This window comes from Micromonospora sp. URMC 105 (assembly GCF_051386295.1).
Lineage (GTDB): Bacteria > Actinomycetota > Actinomycetes > Mycobacteriales > Micromonosporaceae > Micromonospora.
In genome coordinates, this window is sequence record NZ_JBPQTL010000044.1 from 18,670 (window position 1) to 45,201 (window position 26,532).

At 74.1% G+C, this 26,532-nt stretch carries 24 protein-coding genes; 3 read left to right on the forward strand and 21 right to left on the reverse strand.

The features are described 5' to 3' along the window. Positions 1-76 precede the first annotated feature (76 nt). Complete coding sequence (locus ACSNN7_RS16215; RefSeq protein WP_436681632.1) at positions 77-598, forward strand: DUF2243 domain-containing protein; 522 nt, start codon at positions 77-79, stop codon at positions 596-598. Beyond that, positions 595-1,362, forward strand: a complete 768-nt coding sequence (locus tag ACSNN7_RS16220) for a cytochrome c oxidase assembly protein (protein WP_436681633.1) — start codon at positions 595-597, stop codon at positions 1,360-1,362. The genes ACSNN7_RS16215 and ACSNN7_RS16220 overlap by 4 nt, the downstream gene beginning before the upstream one ends. An 89-nt stretch (positions 1,363-1,451) precedes the next feature. On the opposite strand, the gene ACSNN7_RS16225 is transcribed toward ACSNN7_RS16220, so the two are convergent. Further along, a complete protein-coding gene (locus ACSNN7_RS16225) occupies positions 1,452-2,432 on the reverse strand; it encodes a helix-turn-helix transcriptional regulator (RefSeq protein WP_436681634.1) in 981 nt (326 codons plus the stop codon). 82 nt (positions 2,433-2,514) lie between these two features. On the opposite strand from ACSNN7_RS16225, the gene ACSNN7_RS16230 reads away from it, so the two are divergent. Then, positions 2,515-3,243, forward strand: a complete 729-nt coding sequence (locus ACSNN7_RS16230) for an alpha/beta fold hydrolase (RefSeq protein WP_436681635.1) — start codon at positions 2,515-2,517, stop codon at positions 3,241-3,243. Between the two features lie 13 nt (positions 3,244-3,256). Here the strand turns inward: ACSNN7_RS16230 and ACSNN7_RS16235 are convergent, their stop codons facing one another. The 20 genes from ACSNN7_RS16235 to ACSNN7_RS16330 form a co-directional block, all read right to left on the reverse strand. Further along, positions 3,257-3,763, reverse strand: a complete 507-nt coding sequence (locus ACSNN7_RS16235; RefSeq protein WP_436681636.1) for a shikimate kinase — start codon at positions 3,761-3,763, stop codon at positions 3,257-3,259. Continuing rightward, the gene (aroC, locus tag ACSNN7_RS16240) at positions 3,760-4,938 is read right to left on the reverse strand and encodes a chorismate synthase (protein WP_436681637.1); all 1,179 of its coding nucleotides are present in this window, start codon (positions 4,936-4,938) and stop codon (positions 3,760-3,762) included. Before aroC ends, ACSNN7_RS16235 begins: the two co-directional genes overlap by 4 nt. 100 nt (positions 4,939-5,038) lie before the next feature. Continuing rightward, a complete protein-coding gene (locus ACSNN7_RS16245; protein ID WP_436681653.1) occupies positions 5,039-5,689 on the reverse strand; it encodes a methyltransferase domain-containing protein in 651 nt (216 codons plus the stop codon). A 59-nt stretch (positions 5,690-5,748) separates the two neighbouring features. Further along, positions 5,749-6,633 (reverse strand): sulfotransferase family protein, encoded by an 885-nt coding sequence (locus ACSNN7_RS16250; protein WP_436681654.1) that lies wholly within the window; start codon positions 6,631-6,633, stop codon positions 5,749-5,751. Positions 6,634-6,652: 19 nt separating this feature from the next. After that, positions 6,653-8,218: a lipopolysaccharide biosynthesis protein gene (locus ACSNN7_RS16255; RefSeq protein ID WP_436681638.1), complete on the reverse strand. Its 1,566-nt coding sequence runs from the start codon at positions 8,216-8,218 to the stop codon at positions 6,653-6,655. Further along, a complete protein-coding gene (locus tag ACSNN7_RS16260; RefSeq protein ID WP_436681639.1) occupies positions 8,215-9,519 on the reverse strand; it encodes an O-antigen ligase family protein in 1,305 nt (434 codons plus the stop codon). The genes ACSNN7_RS16255 and ACSNN7_RS16260 overlap by 4 nt, the downstream gene beginning before the upstream one ends. 173 nt (positions 9,520-9,692) lie before the next feature. Beyond that, on the reverse strand, positions 9,693-10,640 hold the full coding sequence (locus tag ACSNN7_RS16265) for a glycosyltransferase family 2 protein (protein WP_436681640.1): 948 nt from the start codon (positions 10,638-10,640) through the stop codon (positions 9,693-9,695). After that, on the reverse strand, positions 10,633-12,273 hold the full coding sequence (locus tag ACSNN7_RS16270) for a Wzz/FepE/Etk N-terminal domain-containing protein (RefSeq protein WP_436681641.1): 1,641 nt from the start codon (positions 12,271-12,273) through the stop codon (positions 10,633-10,635). Before ACSNN7_RS16270 ends, ACSNN7_RS16265 begins: the two co-directional genes overlap by 8 nt. Before the next feature lie 183 nt (positions 12,274-12,456). Continuing rightward, complete coding sequence (locus ACSNN7_RS16275) at positions 12,457-14,379, reverse strand: hypothetical protein (RefSeq protein ID WP_436681642.1); 1,923 nt, start codon at positions 14,377-14,379, stop codon at positions 12,457-12,459. A 218-nt stretch (positions 14,380-14,597) separates the two neighbouring features. Continuing rightward, positions 14,598-15,539, reverse strand: a complete 942-nt coding sequence (locus ACSNN7_RS16280) for a glycosyltransferase (protein ID WP_436681643.1) — start codon at positions 15,537-15,539, stop codon at positions 14,598-14,600. Between the two features lie 79 nt (positions 15,540-15,618). Further along, positions 15,619-16,449 carry a phosphatase PAP2 family protein gene (locus ACSNN7_RS16285; RefSeq protein WP_436681644.1) on the reverse strand — a complete coding sequence of 277 codons (831 nt, stop codon included), beginning with the start codon at positions 16,447-16,449 and terminating at the stop codon, positions 15,619-15,621. 308 nt (positions 16,450-16,757) lie between these two features. Further along, the gene (locus ACSNN7_RS16290; RefSeq protein WP_436681645.1) at positions 16,758-18,002 is read right to left on the reverse strand and encodes a hypothetical protein; all 1,245 of its coding nucleotides are present in this window, start codon (positions 18,000-18,002) and stop codon (positions 16,758-16,760) included. Between the two features lie 122 nt (positions 18,003-18,124). Beyond that, entirely contained in the window at positions 18,125-19,576 is a 1,452-nt protein-coding gene (locus tag ACSNN7_RS16295) for a family 16 glycosylhydrolase (protein WP_436681646.1), read from the reverse strand. A gap of 162 nt (positions 19,577-19,738) precedes the next feature. Further along, positions 19,739-20,566 (reverse strand): shikimate dehydrogenase, encoded by an 828-nt coding sequence (locus ACSNN7_RS16300; protein ID WP_436681647.1) that lies wholly within the window; start codon positions 20,564-20,566, stop codon positions 19,739-19,741. 49 nt (positions 20,567-20,615) lie between these two features. Continuing rightward, positions 20,616-21,818 (reverse strand): endolytic transglycosylase MltG, encoded by a 1,203-nt coding sequence (mltG, locus tag ACSNN7_RS16305; RefSeq protein WP_436681648.1) that lies wholly within the window; start codon positions 21,816-21,818, stop codon positions 20,616-20,618. Beyond that, positions 21,815-22,276: a Holliday junction resolvase RuvX gene (gene ruvX, locus ACSNN7_RS16310; RefSeq protein ID WP_436681649.1), complete on the reverse strand. Its 462-nt coding sequence runs from the start codon at positions 22,274-22,276 to the stop codon at positions 21,815-21,817. The genes mltG and ruvX overlap by 4 nt, the downstream gene beginning before the upstream one ends. A gap of 72 nt (positions 22,277-22,348) precedes the next feature. After that, a complete protein-coding gene (alaS, locus tag ACSNN7_RS16315) occupies positions 22,349-25,027 on the reverse strand; it encodes an alanine--tRNA ligase (protein ID WP_436681650.1) in 2,679 nt (892 codons plus the stop codon). Continuing rightward, positions 25,024-25,329, reverse strand: coding sequence for a hypothetical protein (locus ACSNN7_RS16320; protein ID WP_154938113.1), 306 nt, complete (start codon positions 25,327-25,329; stop codon positions 25,024-25,026). Before ACSNN7_RS16320 ends, alaS begins: the two co-directional genes overlap by 4 nt. A gap of 32 nt (positions 25,330-25,361) precedes the next feature. Further along, positions 25,362-25,823: a DUF948 domain-containing protein gene (locus tag ACSNN7_RS16325; RefSeq protein ID WP_280837126.1), complete on the reverse strand. Its 462-nt coding sequence runs from the start codon at positions 25,821-25,823 to the stop codon at positions 25,362-25,364. A gap of 147 nt (positions 25,824-25,970) precedes the next feature. Further along, positions 25,971-26,532, reverse strand: a 562-nt coding sequence (locus ACSNN7_RS16330; RefSeq protein WP_436681651.1) for a hypothetical protein, incomplete at its 5' end; no start/stop codon positions are given.

A 26,532-nucleotide genomic window follows, 5' to 3' on the forward strand; every position in this document is an offset into this window, starting at 1 on the left:
CGGGCGGGCGCGACGTTTAGCCGGGCGGGACGCGGGCACGGCGGAAGCATCGACCCGGGACGGCGGAGGTTTCCCCATGGCCACCACGACCATCGACGGCGCTGACATCCGGCTGCCCGCCACCATCCTCGGCGTCGGGCTCGGCGGCTTCGCCGACGGCATCGTCCTGCACCAGGTGCTCCAGTGGCACCACCTGCTCAGCAGCACCGACAGCGACAACGTCGGCATCCGGGCGTACCCGGTGGACACCGTCCCGGGTCTGCAGATGAACACCCTTTGGGACGGGATCTTCCACGTGGTCACCTGGGTGGCGGTGCTCACCGGGCTGGCACTGCTCTACGCCCGGGTGACCCGCTCCCGCGGGCGGCTCTGGCGCTCCCGCGTTCTGTGGGGCTGGGCGCTGGTGGGCTGGGGGCTGTTCAACCTGGTCGAGGGGCTGATCGACCACCACCTGCTGGGCATCCACCACGTGCGCGGCGGCCCCCACCAGACGGCCTGGGACATCGGCTTCCTGCTGTTCGGCGTGGCCCTGATCGCCGCCGGCTGGCTGGTGCAGCGCCGCGCCGGCACGGTCGACACCTGCGCCGACCGGCGATGACCGGGCCGCACGGCGACGGCGTCGGCCCGCTGCTGCTCGTACCGCTGCTCGGTTTCTGGGTCTACCTGGCCGCGGCGCTGCGGCAGCGCGACCCGGGGCGCGGCGGCTGGAGCCACTGGCGTACCGCGAGTTTCGGCGCGGGCACCGCGCTGCTCGCGGTGGCCGCGATGGTCCCCGGCCACGACCTGCTCGGGCACATGTGGCGGCATCTGCTGGTCGGGATGCTGGCGCCGCTCGGGCTGGTGCTCGGCGCGCCCGGCACCCTGGCGCTGCGCACGGTGCGCCGGGACCTGGGGCGCGCGGCGCTGCGGGTGCTGCGCCACCCGGCGCTGCGGGTCGCCGCCCACCCGGTCACCGGCCTGCTGCTCACCGCCGGCGGGCTCTACCTGCTGCACCTGACCCCGCTGTACCGGGCCACCCTGGCCCACCCGGGGCTGCACACCCTGATTCTGCTGCACTTCCTGGTCAGCGGATACCTCTTCACCTGGGCGATCGCCGGTCCCGACCCGGGTCCGCACCGGCCGGGGGTGCCGCTGCGGCTGGTCGTGCTGGGGCTGTCGGTCGCCGCGCACGCCACCCTCGCCCAGCTCATGTACGCCGGCCTGGTCGACGCGGCCGCGCCGGTGGCACAGCTGCGGGCGGCGGCGACGCTCATGTACTACGGCGGCGACCTGGCCGAGATCCTGCTCGCCCTGGCCCTGCTGGTGACCTGGCGGCCGGCGGCCCGGCGCGCCCGCGCCGAGCCGGTGCCGTCGCCAGCCTGAGCCCGCACGCCGCCCGCCGGTCCCGGCCGCGCGCGTCCCGCCGCCCCCATCGATCCGGGCACGGGAGCCTCGCCGCGTCCGTCGTCGCCTCAGCCGGGCGGCGGGACGGGGCCGGCCCGGTCGGCCCAGCCGGCCAGCCGGGTCGCGTGGGCGCGGACGGCGTCGCGCAGCGCGTCCGGGGCGAGCACGGTGAACGGCCAGCCCAGCCCGGCGAGCAGCTGCGCCATCCCGTCGAGGTGCTCGGCGCGGGCCCGCAGCAGCACCCCGTCGGCGACCTCGGTCAGCTCGGCGACGCTGGGCGGGATGCGGCGGCGGGCGGTGGCCAGGTCGGTCTCCAGCAGCACCTCCACGACGTGCGCGTACGGCACGCCGGCCAGTGAGCGGGTCACGTGGGCCACCGGGTCGAAGCCGTCCGGCACGGCGAAGGTCTCCGGGCCGGTGCTGACCGCGCCGATGCGGTCCAGCCGGAAGGTGCGTACCTCCTGGCGGAGGTGGTCGTGGCCGGTGACGTACCAGCGGCCGGCGTGGAACACCAGCCCGTACGGGTCGACCTGCCGCCGCGACGAGTCACCGCGCCAGGAGCGGTAGTCCACCGTCACCCGGCGCCGCTGCCGGGTGGCCGCGCCGAGGGTGAGCAGGGTGCCGGCGGCCGGACGCAGCGCCGGGTCGGCCCGGCGCAGGGTCAAGCCGAGGTGATCCTGGACGGCGGCGAGCCGCTCCGCGAGCGACGCCGGCAGCACCCGCCGGATCTTCGCCAATGCGGTGACGGTCGCCGGCTCCTCGGTGCCCAGCCCCAGCCGTTCCGCCGCGACCAGGCCGAGCAGCACCGCGACCGCCTCGTCGTCGGTGAGCATCAGCGGCGGCAGCTTGTAGCCGGGGCGCAACCGGTAGCCGCCGTACCGGCCGCGTTCGGCGGCGACCGGGATGCCGAGGTCGGCCAGGGTGGCGGCGTAGCGGCGCACGGTGCGCTCGTCGACGCGCAGCCGCTCGGCCAGCTCGACGCCGGTGAGCCGGTGGTGGCTCTGCAGCAGTTCGAGCATCCCCAGCACCCGACCCGCGGGATGTGACACGGGACACCTCGCAATACCGGGCGGAAACTGTCCGGATTCGAGCTTACGGTGTCCGTGGACATCGAGACGAGGGAGATCCGAGATGGCGACGTTCGTGCTGGTGCCGGGGTTCTGGCTGGGTGGCTGGGCGTGGCGGGAGGTGACCGCCGACCTGCGCGGGCGCGGCCACGACGTGTACCCGGTGACGCTGACCGGGGTGGCCGAGCGCGCCCACCTGGCCGGCCCGGAGGTGGGCCTGGAGACGCACACCGCCGACCTCACCGGGCTGATCGAGGCGGAGGAGCTGCGCGACGTGGTGCTGGTCGGGCACTCCGGCGGCGGAATGCCGGTCCTCCAGGCGGCCGACCGGATGCCGGACCGGATCGCCCGGGTGGTCTACGTGGACAGCGGGCCGCTGCCCGACGGGGTGTCCCAGTTCGACACCAACCCGCCGGAGGAGCAGGAGCGCCTGCGCGCGCTGATCGGCGACGGGCACCTGCTGCCACCGCCGGCCTGGGAGCCCGCCGAGGACCCGCAGAATCTGGCCGGCCTGGACGACGACGCGCTGGCGCTGCTGCGACGCCGGTCCACCGGGCACCCGCTGGGCGCGGCGACGGATCCGGTGCGGCGTACCGGCGGACGGGCGGTGCCGGCCGCGCTGGTGGCGTGCACCTTCCCGGTGGAGGTGGTCGCCGCGATGATCGCCGAGGGCCACCCGTTCTTCGCCGGTCTCACCGGCGCCGAGCTGCACGGGCTGCCGACCGGTCACTGGCCGATGCTGAGCGAGCCGAAGGCCCTGGCCGACCTGCTCGACACCATCGCCCGGGGCTGAATCGCCCGGCGGGTCAGGGCTTGAGCAGGGCGACGATCTCGGCGGCCAGCTCCGACGGGGCACGCCCGTCGGTGACCACGGTCGCGGTCGCCACCTCGGCGTAGAGCGGGCGGCGCTGCTCCATCAGGTGCTTGAGGGTGGCCCGGGGGTTGATCGCGAGCAGCGGCCGGCCGGCGCCGAGCCCGACCCGCTTCACCGCGTCGGGCAGCTCCACCGACAGGTGCACCACGGTGTGCCCGACCAGCGCGGCGCGGTTCTCCTCGGCGAGGACCGCGCCGCCGCCGAGGGCGAGCACCCCGCCGTGCGAGGCCAGCGCCGCCGCCACCGCCGCCCGTTCGAGGGTACGGAAGTGCGCCTCCCCCTCGTCGATGAAGATCTCCGGGATCGGCTTGCCGGCCAGCCGCTCGATGTCGGCGTCGGTGTCCCGGAAGTCGACCCCGAGCAGCGCCGCCAGCTCCTCGCCGACGGTGGTCTTGCCGGAGCCGGGCGCCCCGACCAGTACGCAGACCGGCTTCGTCACCGGATCACCAGCGCGTCGAGGTAGCCGGCGAGGTTGCGGCGGATCTCGGTCACCGAGTCGCCGCCGAACTTCTCGGTGGCCGCCTCGGCCAGCACCAGCGCCACCATCGCCTCGGCGACCACGGCGGCGGCCGGGACGGCGCAGACGTCGGAGCGCTGGTTGATGGCGGTGGCCGGTTCGCCGGTGGTCACGTCGACCGTGGCCAGCGCCCGGTTCAGCGAGGAGATCGGCTTCATCGCGGCCTTCACCCGCAGCGGCTCACCGGTGGTGATGCCGCCCTCCAGGCCGCCGGCCCGGTCGGTGACCCGGCGCACGCCGGTGGCGGTGGGCATGATCTCGTCGTGCGCCTCGGAGCCGCGGGAGCGGGCCTGCTGCCACCCGTCGCCGATCTCCACGCCCTTGATGGCCTGGATGGACATCAGCGCGGTGGCCAGCCGGGCGTCAAGCTTGCGGTCCCACTGCACGTGGCTGCCCAGGCCCGGCGGCACCCCGTACGCCAGCACCTCGACCACGCCGCCGAGGGTGTCGGCGGCCTTCTTCGCGGCGTCGACCTCGGCGACCATCCGGGCGCTGGCCTCCGGGTCGAGGCAGCGCAGCGGGTCGGCGTCGATCCGCTCGGCGTCCTCCGGCCGGGGCCGCAGGCCCGGCTTGGCGGCGACCGGGCCCAGCTCCACCACGTGCGAGACGATCTCGATGCCGAGGGCCTGCTTCACCAGCGCCTTCGCCACCGTGCCGACGGCCACCCGGGCGGCGGTCTCCCGCGCGCTGGCCCGCTCCAGGATCGGCCGGGCGTCGGTGTGGCCGTACTTCTGCATGCCGGCCAGGTCGGCGTGGCCGGGCCGGGGGCGGGTGAGCGGGGCGTTGCGGGCCTGCCGGGCCAGCTCGTCGGGGTCGACCGGGTCGGCGGCCATCACGGTCTGCCACTTCGGCCACTCGGAGTTGCCGACCCGGATGGCGACCGGGCTGCCCAGCGTGACGCCGTGCCGCAGGCCGCCGATGACCTCGACCTCGTCGCGTTCGAAGGACATCCGGGCGCCCCGGCCGTAGCCGAGCCGGCGGCGGGCCAGCTCGTCGGCGATGTCGGTGGTGGTCACCTCGACCCCGGCGGGCACCCCCTCCAGGAGGGCGACGAGGGCGGGACCGTGCGATTCACCTGCAGTCAGCCAGCGCAACACAGCGCTCAGTCTGTCACGCCCGGTCGCCGCCCCGACGTGCCGCCCGGCGCGTCCCGCCCTGCGGACGCGAACGTCCGCCGGTCAGATCACCAACGGGTGGTCAGGCCGTCCTGACCGCGATGATGGACTTGGTCAGACCGAGCATCCGCTCGGCCCGGATGGTGGAGTCGGGGAAGAGGTAGCGCATCTCGGCGCGGCCGATCAGCTCGGTGGTGAGCACCTGCTTCATGGCCTGGTCCCAGGACTTGCCCGGGGTGTAGGCCAGCGGCCACTTGCGGGCCACCGCCACCCGGGCCGGCACCGGCAGGAACTGCATGCCGGGCGCCACCCAGTGCGGCTCCACCGGGAAGTACCGGTACGGGGTCTGCACCCAGTGGCGAGGGGCGAGCTCCCGGATCGCCTCGGCCATCCGGCGGCGCCGCTCGTGCCCGCCCACGTGCTCCAGCACGCTGTTGCTGAACACCAGGTCGTAGCGGCGGTTCAGGATGGCCGGCGGCAGTTCGCAGGCGTCGGCGTGGTCGGCCTCCACCCAGTCGGGCAGCTCCGCCGGCAGCGGCTCCAGGTTGACCACGTGCACGTGCTTCGGGCGCACCGGCACCGTCGACCAGCTGCCGACCCGGCCGCCGAGGTCGAGCACGGACATCTCGGCGAGGTCGGGGAAGGTCTCCGACAGCCAGAGCGCCCGCTTCGCCCGGCGCTTCGCGCCGTACGAGTCCGGGGAGTCGACCAGGCGGAAGCGCAGCGCGTTCAGGGAACTCCGGCGGCGTACCGTCGGGTTGTCGTCGTTGGTCCGGGTCCCGCTCGCCACGGTCAGCTCCCCCAGTCGAAGGTCATGCCCAGCCGGCTGGCGAGGGCCTCGTTGTACGGCGCGTAGTACCGGGTCAGCTCGGCGCGGACCGCCGGGTCCATCGCGCTGCTGCGCCGGTCGTTGAAGACCTCGTACCGGTCGAGCTGGTGGGCGGGCAGGCCGAGGAAGTCCAGCACCCGGGCGTAGGTGGCGGCGGGCTCGCGGTACAGCGTCTCGCTGGGCAGGATCAGCAGCTGCTCCGGGGCGAACCGGTCCAGCCACGGTTCGAGGTGTTCCAGGTAGCGGCCCCGCGCCCGGTAGGTGTACCAGTCGTAGGCGGTGCTGACGTACGTCGGGTCGGCGAGCAGCTTCTCCCGCTCCCCCGCCGTCCGCTCCTCCTCCCGGGCCAGCGCCTCGGCGAAGTCCAGCGGCTCCACGCCCTCGCTGCGCCGCTCCTTCCAGTGCGAGTACGCCCGCTCCACCGGGTCGCGCAGCAGCACGATCAGCTTCACGGCCGGGATCAGCTCCGCCACCCGCCCGGGCGCGAGCGGGTGGAACATGTACAGCGGTGCGGCCTCCCCCACCCGGGTCGGGCCGCCGTACCGGCGTTCCAGCGCCCGCCGCTGCCGCTGCGTCGGGAAGTGCGAGCGGTACCACGTCTCGCCCCGGGCGAAGGTGTCCTCGAAGTAGTGCGAGGTCTTGGTGTTCCAGGCCGGGAAGAGCCGGGGCACCAGCGGGTGCGCCAACAGGTAGCGCCAGAGCGAGGTGGTGCCGCCGCGCTTAGTGCCGATGACGAGGAAGTCCGGCAGCGGGCGCCGGTCGCTGGTGCGCTCCCCGTAGCGGACCAGCGAGCTGCGCACGCCGGTCCGTACCGGGGCGGGCACCAGCGCCTTGACCCTGTCGCGCATCGTCATCTCGTCCTCCTCGTCAGCTCGGCCCACGGCCCAGCAGGGTCGGCGCCGTCGCCCGCGCCCGTCGGCGTACCCCCGGGTGCAGCAGCAGCGCGCCGCCGAGCAGCACCGCCGCCCCGAGGGTGAGGAACAGCCCGGCCACGCCGCGGCCGGCGAGGGCCGCCCCGGCCGAGGCCAGCACGGCGGTGACGGTGCCGGCGACCGCTGCGGCGCCCAGCACCGACCGGGTGATCAGCGGCTCGCCGACCACCCGGCGGGCGGCCACCGTCGCGATCACGTTCTCCGCCACGATGCCGACGGTCCAGGCCACCGCGGCGCCCAGCGCCCCGTGCGGCGGGATCAGCAGCACGGCCAGCACCACGTTGAGCAGCAGCCCGGTGGCGGCGGCGAGCAGGTGCCGCCCGCTGCTGCCGCTCATCAGCAGCAGCGTCTGCACGATGCCGGTCCCGGCGTTGACCATCATCGCGCCGGCGAGCACCACCATGGCGGCGGCGCCGGCGGTGAACTCCGCGCCGAACAGGCGCAGGAAACCGGGCGCGAACACGGCCAGCAGCAGGTAGCCCGGCCAGGAGAGCGCGATGGTCACGGCGGTGATCCGCCGGTAGACCAGGGCCGCCTCGCCGGTCCGCCCCTGCCCGAGCAGCCGGGAGAGCTGGGGCGCCACCGCCACCCGCAGGCCCTGCATGATCAGCAGCCCGGCCAGGGCGTAGCGGCCGACCGCGCCGATGATGCCGGCCTCGGCCTGGTCGGCGAGCGCGGCGGTGAGCAGCACCGTCAACCACATGCTGCTGGCGTCGATGGTCGCCGAGGCGGCCCGGGGCAGGGCGAAGCCCCACAGGGTTCGCCAGTCCTCGCGGACCGGGCGCAGCGCGGCGCCGGTCCCCAGGCCCAGCGGACGGGCCAGCAGCGCCGCGCAGACCAGCACGGCCACGGCGACCGGCACGAGCCAGCCGGCGAAGGCCACCGTCACCCCCGCCCCGGCGATCAGTGCCGCCGACACCAGGGCCGGGCGGGCCGCCGGCACGAAGACGTACTGCACGGCCACCAGGGCGGCGACCGGACGCACCGCCCGCACGGCGGCCAGCAGCACCGTCGTCGCCACCACGAAGGGCAGGCCGGCGAAGGCGAGCCGGAGCAGGCCGGCGCCCTCGCGGGTGCCCGGGTCGAAGAGCACCGGCGCGAGCGTCCCGGCGAGGGCCACGCCGGCCGCCGCGACGACGACCGTGAGCAGCAGCGCGGGGAACAGCGCGACCGGCAGCAACCGGGCGGCGTCACCGTCGCGGCCCGCGCGCCGTCTGGGCAGCGCCCAGACCAGCGCGGTGTCGGCGCCCGCGCAGCAGAGCACGCCCATGATCGCCACCACGCCGATGGCGGTGAACATCGCCCCGGAGCCGGCCGGCCCCAGGCCACGGACGATCACCACGGTCAGCACGAAGCCCAGCACGCCGTTGACCGCCGCGCCGGCCAGCCCGACCAGTCCGCTGCGCGTGCTGCGCCGTACCTCCCGCTCGCCGGCCGAGCCACCGGCGTCCGCGACGGCCGTGGCGGTCGCGCCGGTCGCTCGCGTACCCGGATCGGTCATGCCGTTCCCCCCTGGCGTGGCGGGTCCGCGACCGGCCGGTCCGGCGCGGACACCGGCGGCGTGGACGCGTCGGCCGCCGCCCGCACCGGTCCGGCCGCCGGCGGGTGAGAAGGCTCCGGGAGGCGCAGTGGGACCGCCGCCACCCCGGTCGCCGACGGCAGGGGCACCGGCGGCGCCGGCACGGACGCCCGGCCGACCCCCCGGGTACGCCACGGCGTCAGCGGCACCGGCTGGGCCATGGTGGACGGCCCGGTGGACTCCCGGTTGACGGGTCCGCCGACCGCCGCCAGCCCGGCCCCGACGGCGAAGAAGATGACCGAGAGGTTCGGGTCGATGTAGGCGTAGACCGGGATGACCACCAGCGCGATCACCGGGACGGTGCTGAGCCAGTGCCCGGCCGGGGAGACCGCGGCGGCCAGCCGCCGGGCCACCAGCACCAGCCAGCCGAGGAAGACCACCAGCGCGGGGATGCCGTGGCTGTAGAGGATCTGCCAGATCAGGCCCTGGGTGCCCAGCGGCTCCTCGGCGAGGGTGGTGTCCACGCTCTTCGGCGCCCCGTACCCGAGCAGCGGCGACCGCTCGACCGCCTGCCAGGTCCGCACGTAGAGGTCCATCCGGTCGACGTTGGTGTCGGTGCTGCTGACCCGGGCGTCGATCATCTCCTGCACCGGCACGACCAGGCTGACCACCCAGACCAGCACGACCAGCCCGGCGATCGAGACGATCAGCCGGGCGTTGCCCCGGACCAGGGCGCGCAGGCCCAGGTAGAGCAGGCCGGCGCCGAGGCCGAGGAACATGCCCCGGTTGAGCGTCATGAACGCCGGCACCACCGACAGCGGCAGCGACACCCACAGCGCCACCCGGAACCGCCCGGTACGCACCGAGGTCAGGTACGCCAGCACGCAGGGCACCAGCAGCGCGTACGCGGTGCCCCAGTTGTTGGTGTACGGGTACGGCGCGGCGGTGCGGTAGATCGGCGAGCGCGACTGCGGGTTGAACTCGTTGGCCCGCACGTGGGTCAGCGCCTGGATGAACCGCTCCCCCGAGATGCTCTGCGGCAGCGCCATCTCCACCGGCGTGGTCAGCGCGAAGGTGGGCGCGAGCACGGCCAGCCAGCCCAGCGCCACCACCCCCAGCCAGTACCAGCCCAGCGGGCGCAGCACCCGGTCCCACCGGGCGCCCTCGCGGACCAGGGTGTGCACGTAGACGCAGACCACCAGGGCAGTGGCCAGGAAGCCGAAGCGCAGCCCGAAGGTGAGGTACGCGGTGGCCCGGTCCAGCCGGGTGGCGCTGAGCAGCACCAGGGTGAGGAAGACCAGCCAGGCCGCGGGTGACCAGCAGGGCGAGCAGCACGACCCCGAAAACCGACCAGCCGAGGTAGAACGCGCCCAGCGCCCACCAGAGCGGCACCAGGGCGAACATGGCCGTCAGCGGCCAGACGGGCAGCGGCGGCGCGGTCGCCCCGGGCCGCCGGTCAGACACCCCGGCCCCGGCGCTGGGCCAGCCGGAGCACCCGCTCCCCGGAGAGCAGGCCGAGCACCACCGGCACGGTCACCAGCACCCGCTTCTCGCGCGGGTTGAGCCGGAGCACCCGGCCCAGCTCACGCAGCGCCTCGCGGCGCCGCCGGCCCGAGGCGAGCGCGAAGGCGATCTGGCCGTGCAGCCGGGCCAGCCCGGTCCGGCTGCCGGCCAGCTCCGGGTGCTTGTCCAGCAGGTAGCGGGTGGCCTCGACGATCATGGCCCAGCGGCCGAAGAAGAACGACCCGCCGTGCCAGTCCACCACCACCAGCACCTCCGGCACGATCACCACCGGGCCGTGCGCGGCCACCCGCAGCAGCCACTCGTAGTCCTCGCCGTAGCCGCCCGGCAGCTCCTCGTCGACCGGGCCGACCGCGTCCCAGGTGGACCGGCGGACCAGGATGGTGCTGGAGTGCACCTCCATCACCCGGTCCTCGACGAAGTCGGGCAGGGCGACCTCCGCCCGGTCCAGCTGCCGCTCCTTGGCGATGCCGGGGCCCTCCAGCCGGATGCCGCAGCTCGCGGCGGCGGCGTCGGGGCGCGAGGCCAGCAGCTCCACCTGCCGGGTGAGCTTCGCCGGCAGCCAGAAGTCGTCGTCGTCGCAGAACGCGATCAGGTCGCTGGTCGCCTCGTCCGCGCCGGTGTTGCGGCCGCCGGGCAGCCCACGGCGGTGCGTGTTGGTGGCGTACCGCAGGGTGCGCCCGGCCGGCACGTCGAGGTCGAGCGGGCGGATCTCGGTGTGGTCGTAGACCACCACGCACTCGACCGGCCCCGGGTAGTCCTGGTCGAGCACCGCCCGGACGGCCCGCTCCAGCAGCCCCGGACGGTCCCGGGTGGCCACCACCACGCTCACCGGCGGGTACGCCGGCGGCGTCCCGGCGTCCGGCTGGTCGCGGTCAGTCACGGCCGTCTCCCGTCAGCACGAATCCGAACGGCTCCACCCCGACCGCGCGCAGCCGGTCCACCAGCTGGGTCAGCTGGCCGGTGCGGGTCCGGTCCTGGGCCGCGACCAGCACCGCCCGGCCCTCCCGGGCGGCCCGGACCCCGCGCTCGTCGTGCAGCGCGGGCGGGGCGTCCAGCACGGTGAGCCCCTCGGCCGAGGAGGCGGCGTCCAGGTCGACGAGGCGGACCCTGCCGGTGCCGATCCGCAGCTCCTGGCCGTCGGTCGCGGCGGCCTCGGCGACCACCGGCCGGGCGGTCGGGATGACCTCCGTCTTGTCCTCCGCCGTGGTGGTGGAGCGGTACACCGCGCCGTTCTTCGCCTCGGCGGGGGCGGGGAACGGCCGCGGCTTGCGCACCGCCGGGATGACGGCGGTGTCGTCCGGACCGGCGGTGGCGGCCGGCGCGGGCGTGGTGGCGGGCACCGGCCGGGGGCGGGGCACCCGGGGTCGGGCCGGCTCCACCGGCGGGTTGCGCCTCTGCGCGTCCAGCATCAGCGGGCGGATCCGGTCCAGGCTCTCCGGCGTGACGCCCAGGCGTACCTCGTGGCCGGCGGCGGCCAGCACCGCGGCGAGCCCGGCGGTGACCTGCTCGCGCCCCTCGTCGGCCGCCGAGGAGAGCACCACCAGCGGGGTCCGCTGCGGCCCGTCGACCCAACGGCCGAGGGCCAGCACCAGGTAGCGCAGGTCCGACTCGTCCGGCTGCCCGCCACGGCGGCGGCGCACCGTGCCCAGCAGCGGCGCGCCGACGGTCGAGGCCGCCTCGGCGGCGGTGCGGACCCGGCGGTCCAGGGACTCCCGGACGAAGGCCACCAGCCCGCCCAGGAGCAGGCCGCCGAGGATGCCGGCGAGGAGGATCAGCGGCGCCGCGTCCCGGCTGGAGGGCACCGGGGTACGGGCGGCGCTGGTCACCGAGCCGGGGCTCAGGTCGGCGGAGGCCACCTTGGACCGTTGCTCGGCGAGCGTGGCGAGCTGGTCGTTGAGCGCCCGCAACTGGTCGAGCAGGGCGCTGGTGCGCGGCGACGGATTGGTGGAGTTCTGGTTGGCCGGCAGCGACCGCTGCGTCGTGGTGCGCTGGGCGGTGACCAGGTCGATCGTGTCGTCGTACGACTTGAGCACGGCGGCCCGCTGGTTCTCGTACATGCCCTTGCGCAGGTCCAGGTACGACTCGGCGGCGCCGTTCGCGCCGTCCACCGCCTCCTGCTCGCTGCGGCCGGCGTAGCTGAAGCGCATCACCTGGCCACCGACCGGCGTCTCCACCTCCAGGGCGTCGGCCACCTCCTCGGTGTCCCGCCCGGTGATGCGGGCGACGTCGTCGATGACGTCGTTGCTGGTGGCGATGCCGCTCTCGGCCGTCATGTTCACCGCGCGGTCGGCGCCCCCGGACGGCACCGAGAACGGGTCGGTCACCACCGGCCGGACCACCACGGCGGTGGTGGCGGTGTAGGTGGCCGGCAGGACGAACAGGTAGCCCAGCACGGCCGCCAGCACCAGCGCCGCGGAGGCGAGCACGATCCGCCACCGCCGCAGCGGGATGCGGGCCAGCTCGACGAGGCCGACCGGGCGTTGCCGGGCGGAAGCGACGTCGGTCACGTCCATCAGGTCAGGTCCTTGCGCGATGAGGAAGGGGTGGCCGGCACCGGCCGGGCGGGGACCGCGCCGGTGGGTCGTCCCATTGTCGCCGACCGTTCACCCGCGGTCGACAGCCGACCGGCCCCTGCGGTACGGGCGGTCCGTCGATGTCGCGGGGACACCGACGGACCGCCCGGTACGCGCAGCCGGTCAGGAGGTGGCGAAGAAGAGCGTCCGGCTCGACCAGTTCACGCCGGCCGAGGCGGGCGCGAGCTGGACCGAGGCGGTGCCGTCGACGACCGTCTCGTCGAACGGGACGGCCCGCAGCGCGCCGTCGGTGTACCCGTACACGATCTTGCCGTTGACCCAGGCCATGCCCCGGACGTTGCCCCAGGCGAGGTTCAGGCTGGGCAGGGTGAACTCGGTGCAGCCGACGATGTAGCCGTCCGGCTCCAGGTAGCGGTAGAAGAGCTTGTTGGTGCCGGCCTTGGTGTAGTACATCCGGCCGTCGAGGTAGAACGCCCCGCTCATCGTGGCGGCCTTGAACCAGTTGTTGTAGCCGCTGCTGATCCAGGGCGCGCCCACCGAGCCGGCCGAGAAGATCGACACGTCCAGGTAGCTGCCGTTCGGCGCGGTCGCGTCGGTCTTGGACCAGTAGAGCTTGTTGCCGACGGAGAACGCCGCGCCCGCCGCGGTGAGGTTCGGCTGGCTGGTCGCCACCGGGGTGCCCAGCGTGGTGCCGTCGAACGGCACCTTGGTCGCCTGGCCGTCGGCGGTGCCCACGTAGAGGTGGCCCGAGGCGGCCGACGGCGCGTTGACCGCCGGGACCGTACGCCCACCGGCCAGCGGGAAGAGCCCCATCCGGCCGTGGTACTCGTTGCCGAGCCCGTCGTTGTCGAAGCCGGCGAGCAGGCCGTTGCTGCCGCGCCACAGCTCCCACATGATCGGTCCCCAGTCGGTGGTGCCGGCCGGCGCGCCCGAGCGGGTCGGGTTCCATACCAGCGGCATGCCGTTGATCGGGTCCAGGGCGCCGAGACCGAAGCGGTTGATGGCGCCGGCGCCCGCGGAGTCGTTGCCGTTGGCGTTGTTCAGCCAGCGGAAGTGACCGCCGACGTAGACCACGTTGTCGGCCACCTCGACGGAGGTCACCGAGTCGGTGCCGGTGTAGTTGACCCAGGTGCCGTCGATGGCGGCGCCCCGGGTCGCGGTCTCGAACCGGGCGATCGCGTCGCAGTACGCCCCGTCGGCCCGGCCGCCGTCCGCGATGATCACGAAGTAGCTTCCGTCGTCGGAGAAGTCGACGTCGCGGGCGTAGAACGGGAAGCCGGCGTAGCAGGGCGCCACGTACCGCTGGGTGCTCCAGTTGGCGACGGCCGGCGTGCCGGTCAGGTTCTCCACGACCACCACCTGGTTGCGCGCCTGGCCGTTGACCTGGGTGAAGTTGCCGACCGCGACGAGGGTCTTCCCGTCCGGCGCGACGGCGAGGCCCCAGACCAGCTCGGCGCTGGACCGCGCGACGCTCGCGTCGATCTGGAACGTCGGGTCGATCGCCCCGGTGGTGGCGTCCAGCCGGGCCAGCAGGGAGTGCTGGGTGCCGTTGACCCAGTGGAAGGCCCCGGCGATGTAGAGCTTGTTGCCCAGCACGACGGTGCGCCGGACCAGCCCGCCGTCGCTGCGGCCGACCCAGGAGCCGATGGTGGCGCCGGTGGCCGGGTCCAGCTCGACGAGGTTCTTGCGGGCCACGCCGTTGACCGTGCCGAACGCGCCGCCGACGATGAGCTTGCCGTCGGGGCTGACCGCCAGCGCGTGCACCGCGCCGTCCAGCGCCGGGGTGAACCCGGTCTTCAGCGCCCCGCTGGCCCGGTCGTACGCGAACAGGTAGCTGCGGGCCGTCCAGCTCGCGCCGCCGGCCGCCTTGATCGAGGTGAACGAGCCACCGACGTAGACGGTGGTGCCGATCTCGGCGAAGGCCTTCACGTCGCCGTTCTGCGCGTGCGGGATGTTGTCGGCCGGGTTCGCCGAGGTGAGGGTCATGGGCACCGGCGGCAGGCCGTCCGCCCGGGCGGGCGCGGCGAGCAGGCCGACGGCCAGCACCGACGCGGCGAGCGCGGCGAGCCACCGCCGCACCGGCACCCGGTGCGATCGATACGACGTTCTGAGCAGCACTGGCGCCCCCAAGGAGAAAATGAGATCCTGCGTAGCTTGCTGGGTTCCGATTTGTCGCACCATCGACCGACCGGCCCGGTTGAGCGGCGGCTCGGTGTGGTCGGCGTCGTCCGGGTCGCGGGGAAACGCCCCACGATGGACGGGGATCGTGCCTCGACCGGTGGCCGGGCGGGCCGGGCCGGTCGTCACGCCGTCCACCGGAACGGTGCCGGCGCGCCGGTCGCCCCGACCGTCCACGATGCCGCCTCGGTCAGGTCCGCGACGCTGATCTCGTCGGCCTCGCGGGCCAGCACCAGCCCCCGGCGGTCCAGTTCCCGGGCCATCGCCACCTGGTGGTCGTCGACGTGCTCGCCGTGCCGGCGGCGGCGGGGCACGTACACGGCGCGGTGCCCGGACCGCAGGGCCGCCAGCGCCGAGCCGACCCCGGCGTGCGTGACGATGACGTCCGCCTCCCGCATGGCCTGCTGCATCTCCGCGTACGGCACCTGGCGGCGGGCGCCGGCCGGCATCCGTGGGACGACGGTCGAGCCGACCTGCCAGAGGATCTCCGCCTCCGGCGGGAGCACGTCGACCAGGCGGCGCAGCAGCCGGGGGAAACCGAACCGTTCGTGGGTGCCGAGGGCCACCACGATCCGCGACACCGGCCGCGGCGTCGCCCGCCGGGTGGCGGTCCAACCGTCGAAGATGGAGCCGCCGTAGCTCCACCGGCCGGCGGCCCAGCCCGGGTACTGGGTGTAGAGCCGGGCGCGGGGCACCCCGGCCACCAGCCGTCCGGTCAGCGAGGGCCCGTCGGTGCGGGTGGCGCTCTCGATGTAGTGGCAGGCCAGGCCGTGGCGGGCGGCCGGCACGAAGAAGGACATGGCCACGCTGGCACCGGTGCTGATGACCTGCCGGAACCGTCCGCCGCCGAGCACCCGGCGGGCCGCGAACAGGTCCCGCAGCGCGCCCACCACGTCGCGGGTGGTGGCCGGCGGGACGTGGATGACCTCCTGGCCGTCGAGCAGGGAACGGCTCTGCGGTGAGTCGAAGGTGGCCCAGACGCAGTCGTCCTGCACGCCGAGCCGGGGGGCGAGGTCGTGCAGCTCGGCGAGATGTCCACCGGTGGAGGCGACGAGAAGGGTGGTCACGTCGATGCCAGCTTCCAGATCGAGGGATGGAGGCCCGGTCGCCGCGCGGTAGGGGGGTGGCGGCGGCCGGGCCGGATGGTCAGGTGCCGGCGGGTACCGCCTGCCGGGTCGGCTCGGTCCGTTCCGCCGGCGGCCGGACCCGGCCCTCCAGGACGAGGACCGCCAGCGCCACCACCGCGAACAGCAGGACGGCGAAGATCCAGCCGCCGAGCACGTCGGTCAGCCAGTGCTTCTCGGCGTAGATCCGCGTGTAGCCCTCGAGGCTGACCAGCGTCACCACCAGCGTCGCCAGGGCCACCCGGACGCCGCGCGGCAGGCGCCAGGTCAGCATCGCCAGCACCGCGATGGTGCCGAAGGTCAGCATGATCCGCGCGCACCCGCCCGACGGATAGGTGCCCAGGTCGGTCGGGGGGTGGCCGCGGTCGACCATGGTCGCCAGGATGGCCTGGACGTACTGCTCGACGACGAACTGCAGGGGCAGCACGACCAGCGGAACCCACCACCGGCGGCGCCACCACAGGATGACGAAGACCACCGTCGCCACGCCGGTGACCCACTTGAGCGGATACCGGTCACCGAGCGCGGTGTAGAAGGAGTTCAACTCCGCCCAGGTGTCGACGCGCCGGGCGTGCACGTAGTCGAAGACCGGATGGTCGACCTGCGGTTCGAGGCGGGACAACGCCTCCCCCAGCGGCCAGCAGATCGCCACCACCGCGGCGCAGCCGGCGAGCAGCACGACCAGCGCGGCCCCGGTCCGGCCGAAGGCGGCGGTCAGCCCGGCCACCGCCACCCGCAACCGGTGCGCCACCCGGCCGTCGCGGAGCACCGGCGCCCAACGGGTCGCCGCCAGCGGCGTCAGCACCGCCGGGGCCAGCACCGCCAGCACACCCAGCGCGTAAATGAGCGTCATCGCCGGTCGCCACCGCCCCGTCGGCGGGCCGCGCCGCCCACCACGGTCCGCCCGGCGGCCCCTCGCCCGGCGTCACCTGCCGTTGCCATCCGTCCCCCTGCCCACGCCGGCCCACCGCCGGTCACTCCACGTCCGGAACCCGGCGGCGCCCCCACGCCGGCCGGGCAGGATCGACCACGCCGTCCCCGGCAGGTGGTGATCGAGTGGTGACACCCTAGAGGACCGATTCCGATGAGCGGTAGTGAGCAGATCACTCACGTGGCATTTCCTCGGGTTTGCCGGTCGCCTCCCCGACAGCCGCGGCCGGCTCAGCCGGTCCCGTCGGCCCGCAGCCGGTCGGCGAGGACGTGCAGCAGCGCGGGGTGCAGCCGGTCGCTCCAGCCGCCGCCCCCGGCGGCCAGCTCCGCCGTCCGCAGCCAGAGCTCCACCAGGTACGCGTCGGCGACGAGCCGGCGACGCGTCGCGTCCAGCCCGAACGCGTCGCCGTGCCGCTGGAGCAGCGCGCGCATCTCGGCGGCGGCCGCCGGCACCGGCCGGCCGCGCAGCGACAGTGCACTCTGGAAACTCTGGTGGGCCAGGTCGAACCCGACCGGCCGCGCCGCACCGCTGTTCTCCCAGTCCCAGGCGATCAGCCGGCCGCCGTGGCGGCCGAGGTTCCAGGGCACCCAGTCGCCGTGCCAGTGACCGAACTCCAGCGCGGTGTCGCCGTCGCGGGCCAGCAGCGCGGCGACCGCGTCGACGACGGGACCGCCGGCGACCTCGGCGCGCGCGACCAGGTCGGCCAGGAACGCCGACCCGCGCAGCGGCCGGGGCTCGCCCGCCGGGCCGCCCCGGCGGGCCACCGCCAGCATGGCGGCCACCTCGGGGCGGTCCGGGTGCGGCAGCCGGCGGACCCGGGCGGGCATCGGCTCCACCAGGGTCACCGCCAGCTCGCCCCAGCGCAGCTCGCGCAGCAGCCGGGGCACGTCCGGGAGGTCGCCGCCGTCGCGGGGCAGCGCGCGCAACGCGGCGGCCTCCGCCGCCACCATCGCCCGGGTCGCGTCGTTCCAGCCGATCTTCGCGTACCCGTGGGCCGCGCCGCGGTCGTCGAAGAGCTGCAACGTCGGCTTGTGGTGCGGGTCCGGCGGGCGGACGCCGATCGCGGCGTGCAACCGGCGTCCCGCCAGCCGGCCCAGGTGCGCGGCCAGCAGCAGCTCGGTCTCGTCGACGCCGTCCGGCACGGCGACCGTCAGCACCGGCATCCGGGCGAGTCCGGTGCCGCCGAGCCCGGCCAGCAGGCCGACGGCGAGCCGGTTGGCCCGCACCCGGGGTGGCCGCAGCGCGTTGTACGCCAGCGTCGACGCCGCCCCCACCCGCCGGCTGGCCAGCGGCAGCAGGAACTTCGCCCGCGCGACCGACGGCACCACCGCGTAGCGGGCGACGACCCGGTGCCCGGGCGGGGGCGCCGCGCCGGAGACGTCCAGCCACGACCTCGGGTCGCCGAAGATCGCCCGGGTCACCCAGCCGATGCCGTCGGAGCGTTCGCGGGGATCGTCCGCCCGGCGCGCCGTCATGCCGTCTCCCGTCCGCCCGGACCGGCCACCGGTCCGCGCTGGCGGACACGATAGGGGCCGGAGGCAAGCAACCGCCCGGCGGGCTCGGAGCCCGCCGGGCGGCGTGGTGCCGGTGGCCGGGGTCAGCGCTGCCAGACGCGGACGTGGTCGACCCGGAAGTCGGCCGGGAAGCGGGTCGACGCGTCCGGGTCGCCGAGCCAGCCGCCCACCTGGAAGTTCAGCCGCAGGTTGTACGGCTTGTGAAAGACCTCGTCGAACCAGGGCGTGGTCGCCCGGTCGCGCTGCCAGACCAGCCGGCCGTCGATGTACCAGCGGATCGCGTCCGGCTCCCACTCCGTGGTGTACGTGTGGAAACCGTCGCCGGGGTACCCGTTCGGGAAGGTGTACCGCTGGTCCTGCTTGACCGGCGTGTAGTCGTAGAAAATGCCCAGGGTGGCGGCCCGGTAGAGGTCACCGCCGCCGGGCAGCTCGACCACGTCGAGCTCGCCCCGGCCGCCGTCGTCGGGGCGCAGCCAGAACGCCGGCCAGAGGCCCTTGGAGTCGTCCGGCCCGTTGGGCGACTGGGCCCGTACCTCGAACCGGCCGTACCGGAACGACGCCCGGCCGATCGTGTCCAGGTAGCTCTGGGTGTACTGGCGGGTCTGCGAGCTGCACACCGCGGTCTCCCGCTGGGCGCGCAGGGTGAGCACGCCGCCGGCGACGAAGGTGTTGTCCGGGTCGTCGACGTTGCAGCCCCGGTCGATGTCGCGGCCCTCGTTGTCGCGCAGGTTCCACCTCGACCGGTCGACCGCCGTCCCGTCGAACTCGTCCGACCAGACCAGCCGCCAGCCCGGGACCTCGTCGCCCGGGCGGACGGTCGGCGACGGTGCGGGCGCGCCGGTGCTCGGTGGCGGGGTCGTGGCGGTCCGGCTCGGGGTGGGCGAAGCGGTGCGGCTGGGTGACGGCGCGGGCCCGGCGGTGGTCGCGATCGGGCTCGGTGCCGCGCTCGTCCGGGTGGGCGCGGGCCGGCCACCGCGCCCGTAGCGCAGCACCAGGTGGGGCCGGATGGCCGCCTTGACGTTCTCCCGTGAGGCCCAGTAGATCCGGGTGTTCCAGGTCTCCTGGGTCAGCGCGAAGACGAACCGGCCGTTGCCGGTGACCGAGGCGGAGACGTCCCACTCGTTGAAGCCCTGACCGACCTGCTCCACGCTGGACAGCGCCGGGCCGAGCGGCGGCCGCTGCGACCAGGTGCCCGGGCCGGTGGCGGTGCCGAGCGCCCGGTGGGCGTGCACCCGGGAGGCGAACGGCTGCCAGGCGTACACCCGCAGGGTGGCGCGCACGTCGACCGCGTCGGCCGGCAGGTCGCGCACCGCGAACTCGACTAGGGCGTCCCGTTCGCCGTTGCGGTTGCCGTCGCAGAGCCGGGGGCAGCTGGCCAGCGTCGTCTTGACGCCGTTGTCCCCGTCCTGCGGCACCTGGGTGGCGGTGGTGTCCGCCGCCGCGGCCACCACCAGGGGCGGCACCTCCGACGCCACCAGCGGCATCGTGGTGGCCACCACGCCGGCGACGATGCCGGCACTCAGGACGCTCAGCACGACGGCCTTGCGACGCGGGCCGAGGCGGGAAACTGCGCGGTGGAGTCCGTGCCTGCTCAAGGGACACTCCCCGTATGGGCGACGATTACCGGCAGCAGCGTATCGACGCGCGACGCTCGTCGTCGGTCGGACATCCGGTTGCCGCCGCGAATTAACCGGCTACTAAGACTGCCCGCGCCGATGCGCGATCAGCGCGTGCGCCATCGCCTCCCGAGGAGCGGGCACGCCGGTGAACTGCTCGAACTGGCCGACCGCCTGGGCCAGCAGCAGGTCAAGCCCGGAGACCACCCGGGCGCCGGCGGCCAGCGCCGACGCGGCCAGCGGGGTCGGCCAGGGGTCGTAGAGCGCGTCGAACAGCACCGTCGACGGCCGCCAGCGGAGCTTGCCGGCCAGCGGGTCGGCGACGCCCTTGGGCACGGTGGAGACGACCACGTCCGCGCCGGCGTGCGCGACCGCGTCGGCCCAGTCGGCGCCGGTCAGGGCCACCCCGACCGCCCGGGCGACCGGCCGCAACTCGTCCACCGCCGCCGCCCGGCGGGCCACCACGGTCACCGAGGCCGCACCGAGCCGGGCCGCCGCGGCCAGCGCCGCGCGGGCGGTGCCGCCGGCCCCGAGCACGGTCACCGTGCCGCCCGGCGCCACCCCGGCCGAGGTGAGCACCTCGACCATGCCGGTGACGTCGGTGTTGTCGGCGTACCAGGTCCCGTCGGGGCGGCGTACCAGCGTGTTGGCGGCGCCGACGGCGGCGGCGACCGGCGACGCGGCGTCGGCCACCGCGAGCGCCGCCTCCTTGCCGGGCATGGTCACCGACAACCCGGCCCACTCGGGGCCGAGGCCGGCGACCAGGTCCGGCAGCTCCGCGGCGGCGCACTCCATCCGGGTGTACGACCACCCGGCGAGCCCGGCGGCGGCGTACCCGGCGTTGTGGATCACCGGGGAGAGCGAGTGCGCGATCGGCTTGCCGAGCACCGCGGCTCTGTGCACCGTCATCTCACTCCCCCGCGCGGACCCCACGATCGGACCAGGGCAGCGTAGCGAGTCAGAGCACCCCGTTCTGCTTCGCCTTCTCGATGTTGCGCTCGTGCTGGGCGTTGGTGTCGGCGAAGGCCGAGTGCCCCTGCTTGTCGATCGCGACGAAGAAGAGCCAGCCGCCCTCCGGCGGGTCCATCGCGCCCTGCAACGCCTGCTTGCCCGGGTTGTTGATCGGGGTGGGCGTCAGGCCGGGGTGGGCGTGGGTGCTGTACGGGTTCTTCGGGTCGCGGATGTCCGCGGTGGTCATGTCCTTCGACGCCTTGGTCTTCTTGCCGGTGAGCTGCCAGTAGTAGTTCACCGACACGTCGAACTCGAGGCAGCTGCACGGGAACTTGCCCGAGTAGGCGCGGTTGTACGCGACCCGGGCGATCTTGCCGAGGTCGTCGGCGTTGCCGGCCTCCGCCTGGGCCATCGAGGCGACGATCAGCGCCTCGTACGGGCTGATCCCGCCCCGCTTCTCCTGCACCTGCTCGGCGAACTTCATCTCACCGGTGACGCTGAGGAAGTTGTCGACCATGTCCTTGAGCAGGCCCTCGGCGGTCGCCTTCGGCGCGACCTCGTAGGTGTCCGGGTAGAGGAAGCCCTCGATCGACTTCGTGACCTTCTTGCCGTCCTTGCGGACGAACCACCACTCCGGCACGCCGAGCGCCTCCGGGTCCTTGGCGGCGGCCTCGAACTCCTTGACCGGGATCTTGGTCTTCTCGGAGAGCAGCTTGTAGGTGTCCTTGGCGGTGCGCCCCTCCGGGATGGTCACCTGGTTGGTGACCTTGTTCTTCCGGTCGAGCAGCATGGCGAGCGCCTTCTCCGCGCTCATCTGCTTGCGCACCTTGTAGACGCCGGGCTGGATGTTCTTGCTGAGCGCGTTCTCCTCGGCCGCCTCGATGAAGGCCTTGGTGCTCTTCACCACGTCGGCGGCGACGAGGGCGTCGCCGATGTCGGCGATCAGCGCGCCCTGCTTCACCTCGACCGTCGCTTCGCCGGTGCCGGCGCCGTCGTAGTCCGGGGTGACGAAGTAGTTCTGGACCCGATCGAAGCCGTAGAAGGCACCGCCGCCGATGCCACCCAACAGGACCAGGGCCATCAGCAGGGCGAAGATGGTCTTGCCCCGGCCACCCGACTTGCCGCTGCGTCGCTGGACGAAGCTGCGTCGGTGCCGGCCCTTCTCACCCCTCTCCGGCTCGTCGAACCCGAGGTCCAGATCGTCGATCATTCCGTCCGCCTCCGCTGCGCTTCCAGCCAGCTCTGCAGGATCTCGACCGCGGCGGCCTGGTCCACCACCGCGCGTTGGCGCTTTCCCCGGACGCCTCGCTCCGCCAGCCTACGAGACGCGACGACGGTCGACATCCTCTCGTCGGTGAGCGTCACCGGAACCGGCGCTATTACATCCGCCAATCGGTCCGCGTACGCCGTCACGTGGCGCGCGGCCGGACCGAGCTTACCGGCAAGATTGACCGGAAGGCCGAGGACGACCTCCACGGCCTCGTGCTCGGCGACCAGCTGGGCGAGTTGCGTCATGTCGCTGGGCACCGCGTCGGGCTCCGCCGTCAGGTCCCGGGCGAGCGTCACCAGCGGCGTGGCCAGCAGGCCGTGCGGGTCCGACCGGGCCACCCCGACCCGTACCTGCCCGACGTCCACGCCGAGCCGAACGCCTCGGGTGAACTCACCCACAGCGCACCACGTCCCCGGCGGAACGGGCCAGGGCGGACCGGGTCGGTCCGCCCTGGGTCTCCTCGTACGTGATCACGCCTCGGCGATCGCCTTCTCGACGGTGAGCAGCAGGTTCGGCGCTTCCGCCGCCGGCAGGCCGCCACCCTGGGCGACGTCGGGGCTGCCGCCGCCCCGGCCCGAGAAGGCCGCCTTGACCAGGTCGTTGGCGGCGAGCCCGCGACCCCGGGCCGCCGCGTTCACGGCCACCACCAGGGACGCCTTGCCGCCGGCGCGGGCCGCCACGGCGACCACCGCCGGCCGGGCCGGGTCGATCTTGCCGCGAATCTCCTGGGCCAGGGTCCGCACGTCGTTGCCGACCGCGCCCTCCGGCGCCTCGGTGCCGACGTACGCCACCCCGCGGACGTCCTTCGCCTGCCCGGCGAGCGCCGCCGCGCCGCCCAGCACCAGCTGGGCCCGGAGCTTCTCCAGCTCCTTCTCGGCGTCGCGCAGCTGCGTCACGGTCTGCTCGACCCGGTCGGCGACCTGGTCGCCCGGCACCCGGAACAGCTCCGCCAGCCGGGAGACCAGCAGGTGCTCCCGGGCCAGGAAGCCGAACGCGTCCATGCCGACCAGCGCCTCGATCCGGCGTACCCCCGCGCCCACCGACGCCTCGGAGAGGATCTTGACGAGGCCGAGCTGCGCCGAGCGGGCCACGTGGGTGCCGCCGCACAGCTCCCGGGCGTAGTCGCCGACCTCGACGACCCGGACCCGCTCGCCGTACTTCTCGCCGAAGAGCGCCATCGCGCCGATCCGGCGCGCCTCCTCCTGCGAGGTGATGAAGGCGTGCACCTCCAGGTCCGCCTGGAGCACCTCGTTGACCTGCTGCTCCACATCGTGCAGCACGCTCGGCGCCACCCCGGTCGGGGTGTTGAAGTCGAACCGCAGCCGGCCCGGCGCGTTCAGCGAACCCGCCTGGGTCGCCGACTCGCCGAGGAAGTTGCGCATCGTCTGGTGCACCAGATGGGTGGCCGTGTGCGAGCGGGAGATGGCCCGCCGCCGGGTCACGTCAATCTCCGCGTACCCGGTCTCGCCGGCGCGCACCTCGCCGCGCAGCACCTTGGCCCGGTGCACGATCAACCCCGGCACCGGCTGCTGCACGTCGAAGACCTCGACCTGGCCGCCGCCCACGGTGATCAGGCCCTGGTCGGGCTGCTGGCCACCGCCCTCGGCATAGAACGGGGTGGTGTCCAGCACCAGCTCGATGGTGTCGCCCTCGACCGCCGCGCCCACCTCGGCGCCGCCGGCGAGCACCGCCCGGACCCGGGACTCCCGGTTCAGCTCGGTGTAGCCGGTGAACTCCACGGCCCCGCCCGCGTCCAGCACCGACCGGTACGCCGACACGTCGGTGTGCCCGGTCTTGCGGGCCTGTGCGTCGGCCTTGGCCCGGTTGCGCTGGTCGGCCATCAGCCGGCGGAAGCCCTCGGCGTCCACCTGCAGGCCCTGCTCGGCGGCGATCTCCAGGGTCAGGTCGATCGGGAAGCCGTAGGTGTCGTGCAGCTGGAACGCCTTGTCGCCGGAGAGGGCCGGCCGGCCCGCCGACTTCGTCTCCGCGATCGCCGTGTCCAGGATCGTGGTGCCGGCCCGCAGCGTGGCCAGGAAGGTGTCCTCCTCGGCGTACGCGTACTGGGAGATCCGGTCGAACTCCTCGGCCAGCTCCGGGTACGACGGGGCCATGCAGTCCCGCGCCACCGGCAGCAGCTCGGGCAGCGCCCGGTCCTGGTAGCCCAGCAGGCGCACCGCGCGGATCGCCCGGCGCATGATCCGGCGCAGCACGTAACCGCGACCCTCGTTGCTCGGGGTCACCCCGTCGCCGATCAGCATCAGTGCGGTCCGCACGTGGTCGGCGACCACCCGCAGCCGCACGTCGTCCGGGTGCGACTCGCTGGCCACGTGCCCGGACTGGGCGCCGTAGCGCTTGCCGGTCAGCTCCGCCGCCCGGTCCAGGATCGGCCGGACCTCGTCGATCTCGTAGAGGTTGTCGACGCCCTGGAGGATGGAGGCCATCCGCTCCAGGCCCATGCCGGTGTCGATGTTCTTCGCCGGCAGGTCGCCCAGGATCGGGAAGTTCTCCTTGCCGGTGCCCGGGCCCCGCTCGTACTGCATGAAGACGAGGTTCCAGAACTCCATGTAGCGGTCCTCGTCGACCGCCGGGCCGCCCGGGCTGCCGTACTCGGGGCCCCGGTCGTAGAACAGCTCGGAGCAGGGACCGCACGGGCCGGGGATGCCCATCGACCAGAAGTTGTCCGCCTTGCCCCGGCGGACGATCCGCTCGGCCGGCACGCCCACCGAGCGCCAGATCTGGAACGCCTCGTCGTCGTCGAGGTAGACCGTCGGCCAGATCCGCTCCGGGTCCAGCCCGTAGCCGCCCTCGGCGACCGGCTTGGTGACCAGCTCCCAGGCGAGCGGGATCGCCCCGTCCTTGAAGTAGTCACCGAAGGAGAAGTTGCCGTTCATCTGGAAGAACGTGCCGTGCCGGCTGGTCTTGCCGACCTCGTCGATGTCCGGGGTGCGGATGCACTTCTGCACGCTGACCGCCCGCCGGTACGACGGGGTCTGCTGCCCCAGGAAGTAGGGGACGAACTGCACCATGCCGGCGTTGACGAACAGCAGGTTCGGGTCGCTGATGGCGGGCAGCGGAGCGGACGGCACCACGGCGTGGCCGTTCGCCTCGAAGTGGGCGAGGTACCGCCGCTTGATCTCCGCCGTCTTCATCGCTGGTGTTCCTCCGGAAAAATCTCTCGGTCACCGATGCGCGGGTCCTCCCGCAGCTCGGCGAACTGGTCGTCGAACGCCTCGCCCCGGGCGAACGCCTCGTGGATCTCCTGCTCGCGCTCGGCCATCCCGACCCGTACGTCCTCCACGAAGCTACGCAGCGACTCGACCAGGCTGCCAGCGGATTCGGAGAGCCCGCTCGCGATCCCGGCCGGGGTGTACGCCTGGGCGGTGCGGGTCGCCTTGCGGACCACCACCACGCCCACGGCCAGGCCGATGCCCAGCCAGAACAGTCGCCTCATGCTCTCATCCCTCCCGCTCGTCGCCGACCGGGTCAGCGGTTGTCGCGCCGCGCGGCACGGCGCTGCTGCTTGATGGTGTCGCGCACCTCACGCTCGGTCTCGGCGTGCCGGCGAGCCGAGGCGGCCCGGCGCACGCCGTACCCGAAGGCGGCCACCTTGACCAGCGGGTTGGCCGCGGCGGCGGAGACGACGGTGGCCAGGTTCGCCACGTTGGCGGTGACGTTCTGCGCGTGGGAGGTCATGGTGTCGACCTTGGCGAGCTGCAGGTTCACCCCGTCCAGCGAGGTCTGCACCTGCTCCAGGGCGGTGTTGACGTTCTTCACCGTGGTGTTCACGTCGCCGAGCAGCGGGGTCGTCTGCTCGTTGATGTCGTTGATCATCCGGGTCGTGGCGTCCACGGTGTGCCGCAGGCGCAGGATCGGCACCGCCAGCACGAGCACCAGCATCAGGAACGCGCCGGCCGCGATCAGCGCAGCGATCTGTCCACCATCCACGCATGTCCTCCTCAAGCAGAGTTCCGGAGCGGATGTCCGGAACGCGCGACCGTCTCGGGCCCGCCGTCGCTCCGCGCCCCACGGGGGGCCGGCGGGAGCGGGCGGGCACGCCAGCCCCAGACCCTACCGTCCGTGATGAAAACCGGCTCAGGACGGTGAGCGTGTCAGTTCCCCGAGCGGGTCCTCCGTGAACGTCGGGAAGGGATCCTCACCCGTCAGCGACGGGTCGGTGCTCGGCTGCGGCCGGGTCCGCTCGTCGTCGATCGCGTTGCGGACCTTCACCGACACCAACGATCCGGCACACGTCCCCGCTGCGGGCGACGCCTCGGTGGACGGCGGGACCGTCGGCGCCCCGGCGGCCGGCGGCGCCGCGCAGGTCGGTTCGCGTACCCACAGGTCGAGGGTGAGCTCGTCGCGGCGCCAGCAGGTGTAGCGCCCCTTCTCCTTCTGCTCCGGGCAGCGGCTGACCTGCCAGGGCTGCCAGCCGTCCCGGCGCAGCGCCGCCTCGTACACCCCGGCGGTCTCCTCGGGCGCGCGTTCCGACTCCACGGTGCGTTCCCGCAGCCGGCAGTCCTGCAGGCACCAGCGGCTGCCGCTGACGTTGTCGACCGTCTGCGCCGCCGCCCAGCCCGGCACGTCCAGCTCGTCGAGGGTGTCGAAGACCGGGTCACGGCTGAGCGTACGGAGGCCGAAGAAGAGCGGGATCGCG

Bases quoted from the DNA above. Each gene is read 5' to 3' on its own strand.
- ACSNN7_RS16215 (WP_436681632.1), top strand. From the start codon at position 77: ATGGCCACCACGACCATCGACGGCGCTGACATCCGGCTGCCCGCCACC.
- ACSNN7_RS16220 (WP_436681633.1), top strand. From the start codon at position 595: ATGACCGGGCCGCACGGCGACGGCGTCGGCCCGCTGCTGCTCGTACCG.
- ACSNN7_RS16230 (WP_436681635.1), top strand. From the start codon at position 2,515: ATGGCGACGTTCGTGCTGGTGCCGGGGTTCTGGCTGGGTGGCTGGGCG.
- ACSNN7_RS16250 (WP_436681654.1), bottom strand. From the start codon at position 6,633: ATGCGCGACAGGGTCAAGGCGCTGGTGCCCGCCCCGGTACGGACCGGC.
- ACSNN7_RS16255 (WP_436681638.1), bottom strand. From the start codon at position 8,218: ATGACCGATCCGGGTACGCGAGCGACCGGCGCGACCGCCACGGCCGTC.
- ACSNN7_RS16270 (WP_436681641.1), bottom strand. From the start codon at position 12,273: ATGGACGTGACCGACGTCGCTTCCGCCCGGCAACGCCCGGTCGGCCTC.
- ACSNN7_RS16285 (WP_436681644.1), bottom strand. From the start codon at position 16,449: ATGACGCTCATTTACGCGCTGGGTGTGCTGGCGGTGCTGGCCCCGGCG.
- ACSNN7_RS16290 (WP_436681645.1), bottom strand. From the start codon at position 18,002: ATGACGGCGCGCCGGGCGGACGATCCCCGCGAACGCTCCGACGGCATC.
- ACSNN7_RS16300 (WP_436681647.1), bottom strand. From the start codon at position 20,566: ATGACGGTGCACAGAGCCGCGGTGCTCGGCAAGCCGATCGCGCACTCG.
- mltG (WP_436681648.1), bottom strand. From the start codon at position 21,818: ATGATCGACGATCTGGACCTCGGGTTCGACGAGCCGGAGAGGGGTGAG.
- alaS (WP_436681650.1), bottom strand. From the start codon at position 25,027: ATGAAGACGGCGGAGATCAAGCGGCGGTACCTCGCCCACTTCGAGGCG.
- ACSNN7_RS16320 (WP_154938113.1), bottom strand. From the start codon at position 25,329: ATGAGGCGACTGTTCTGGCTGGGCATCGGCCTGGCCGTGGGCGTGGTG.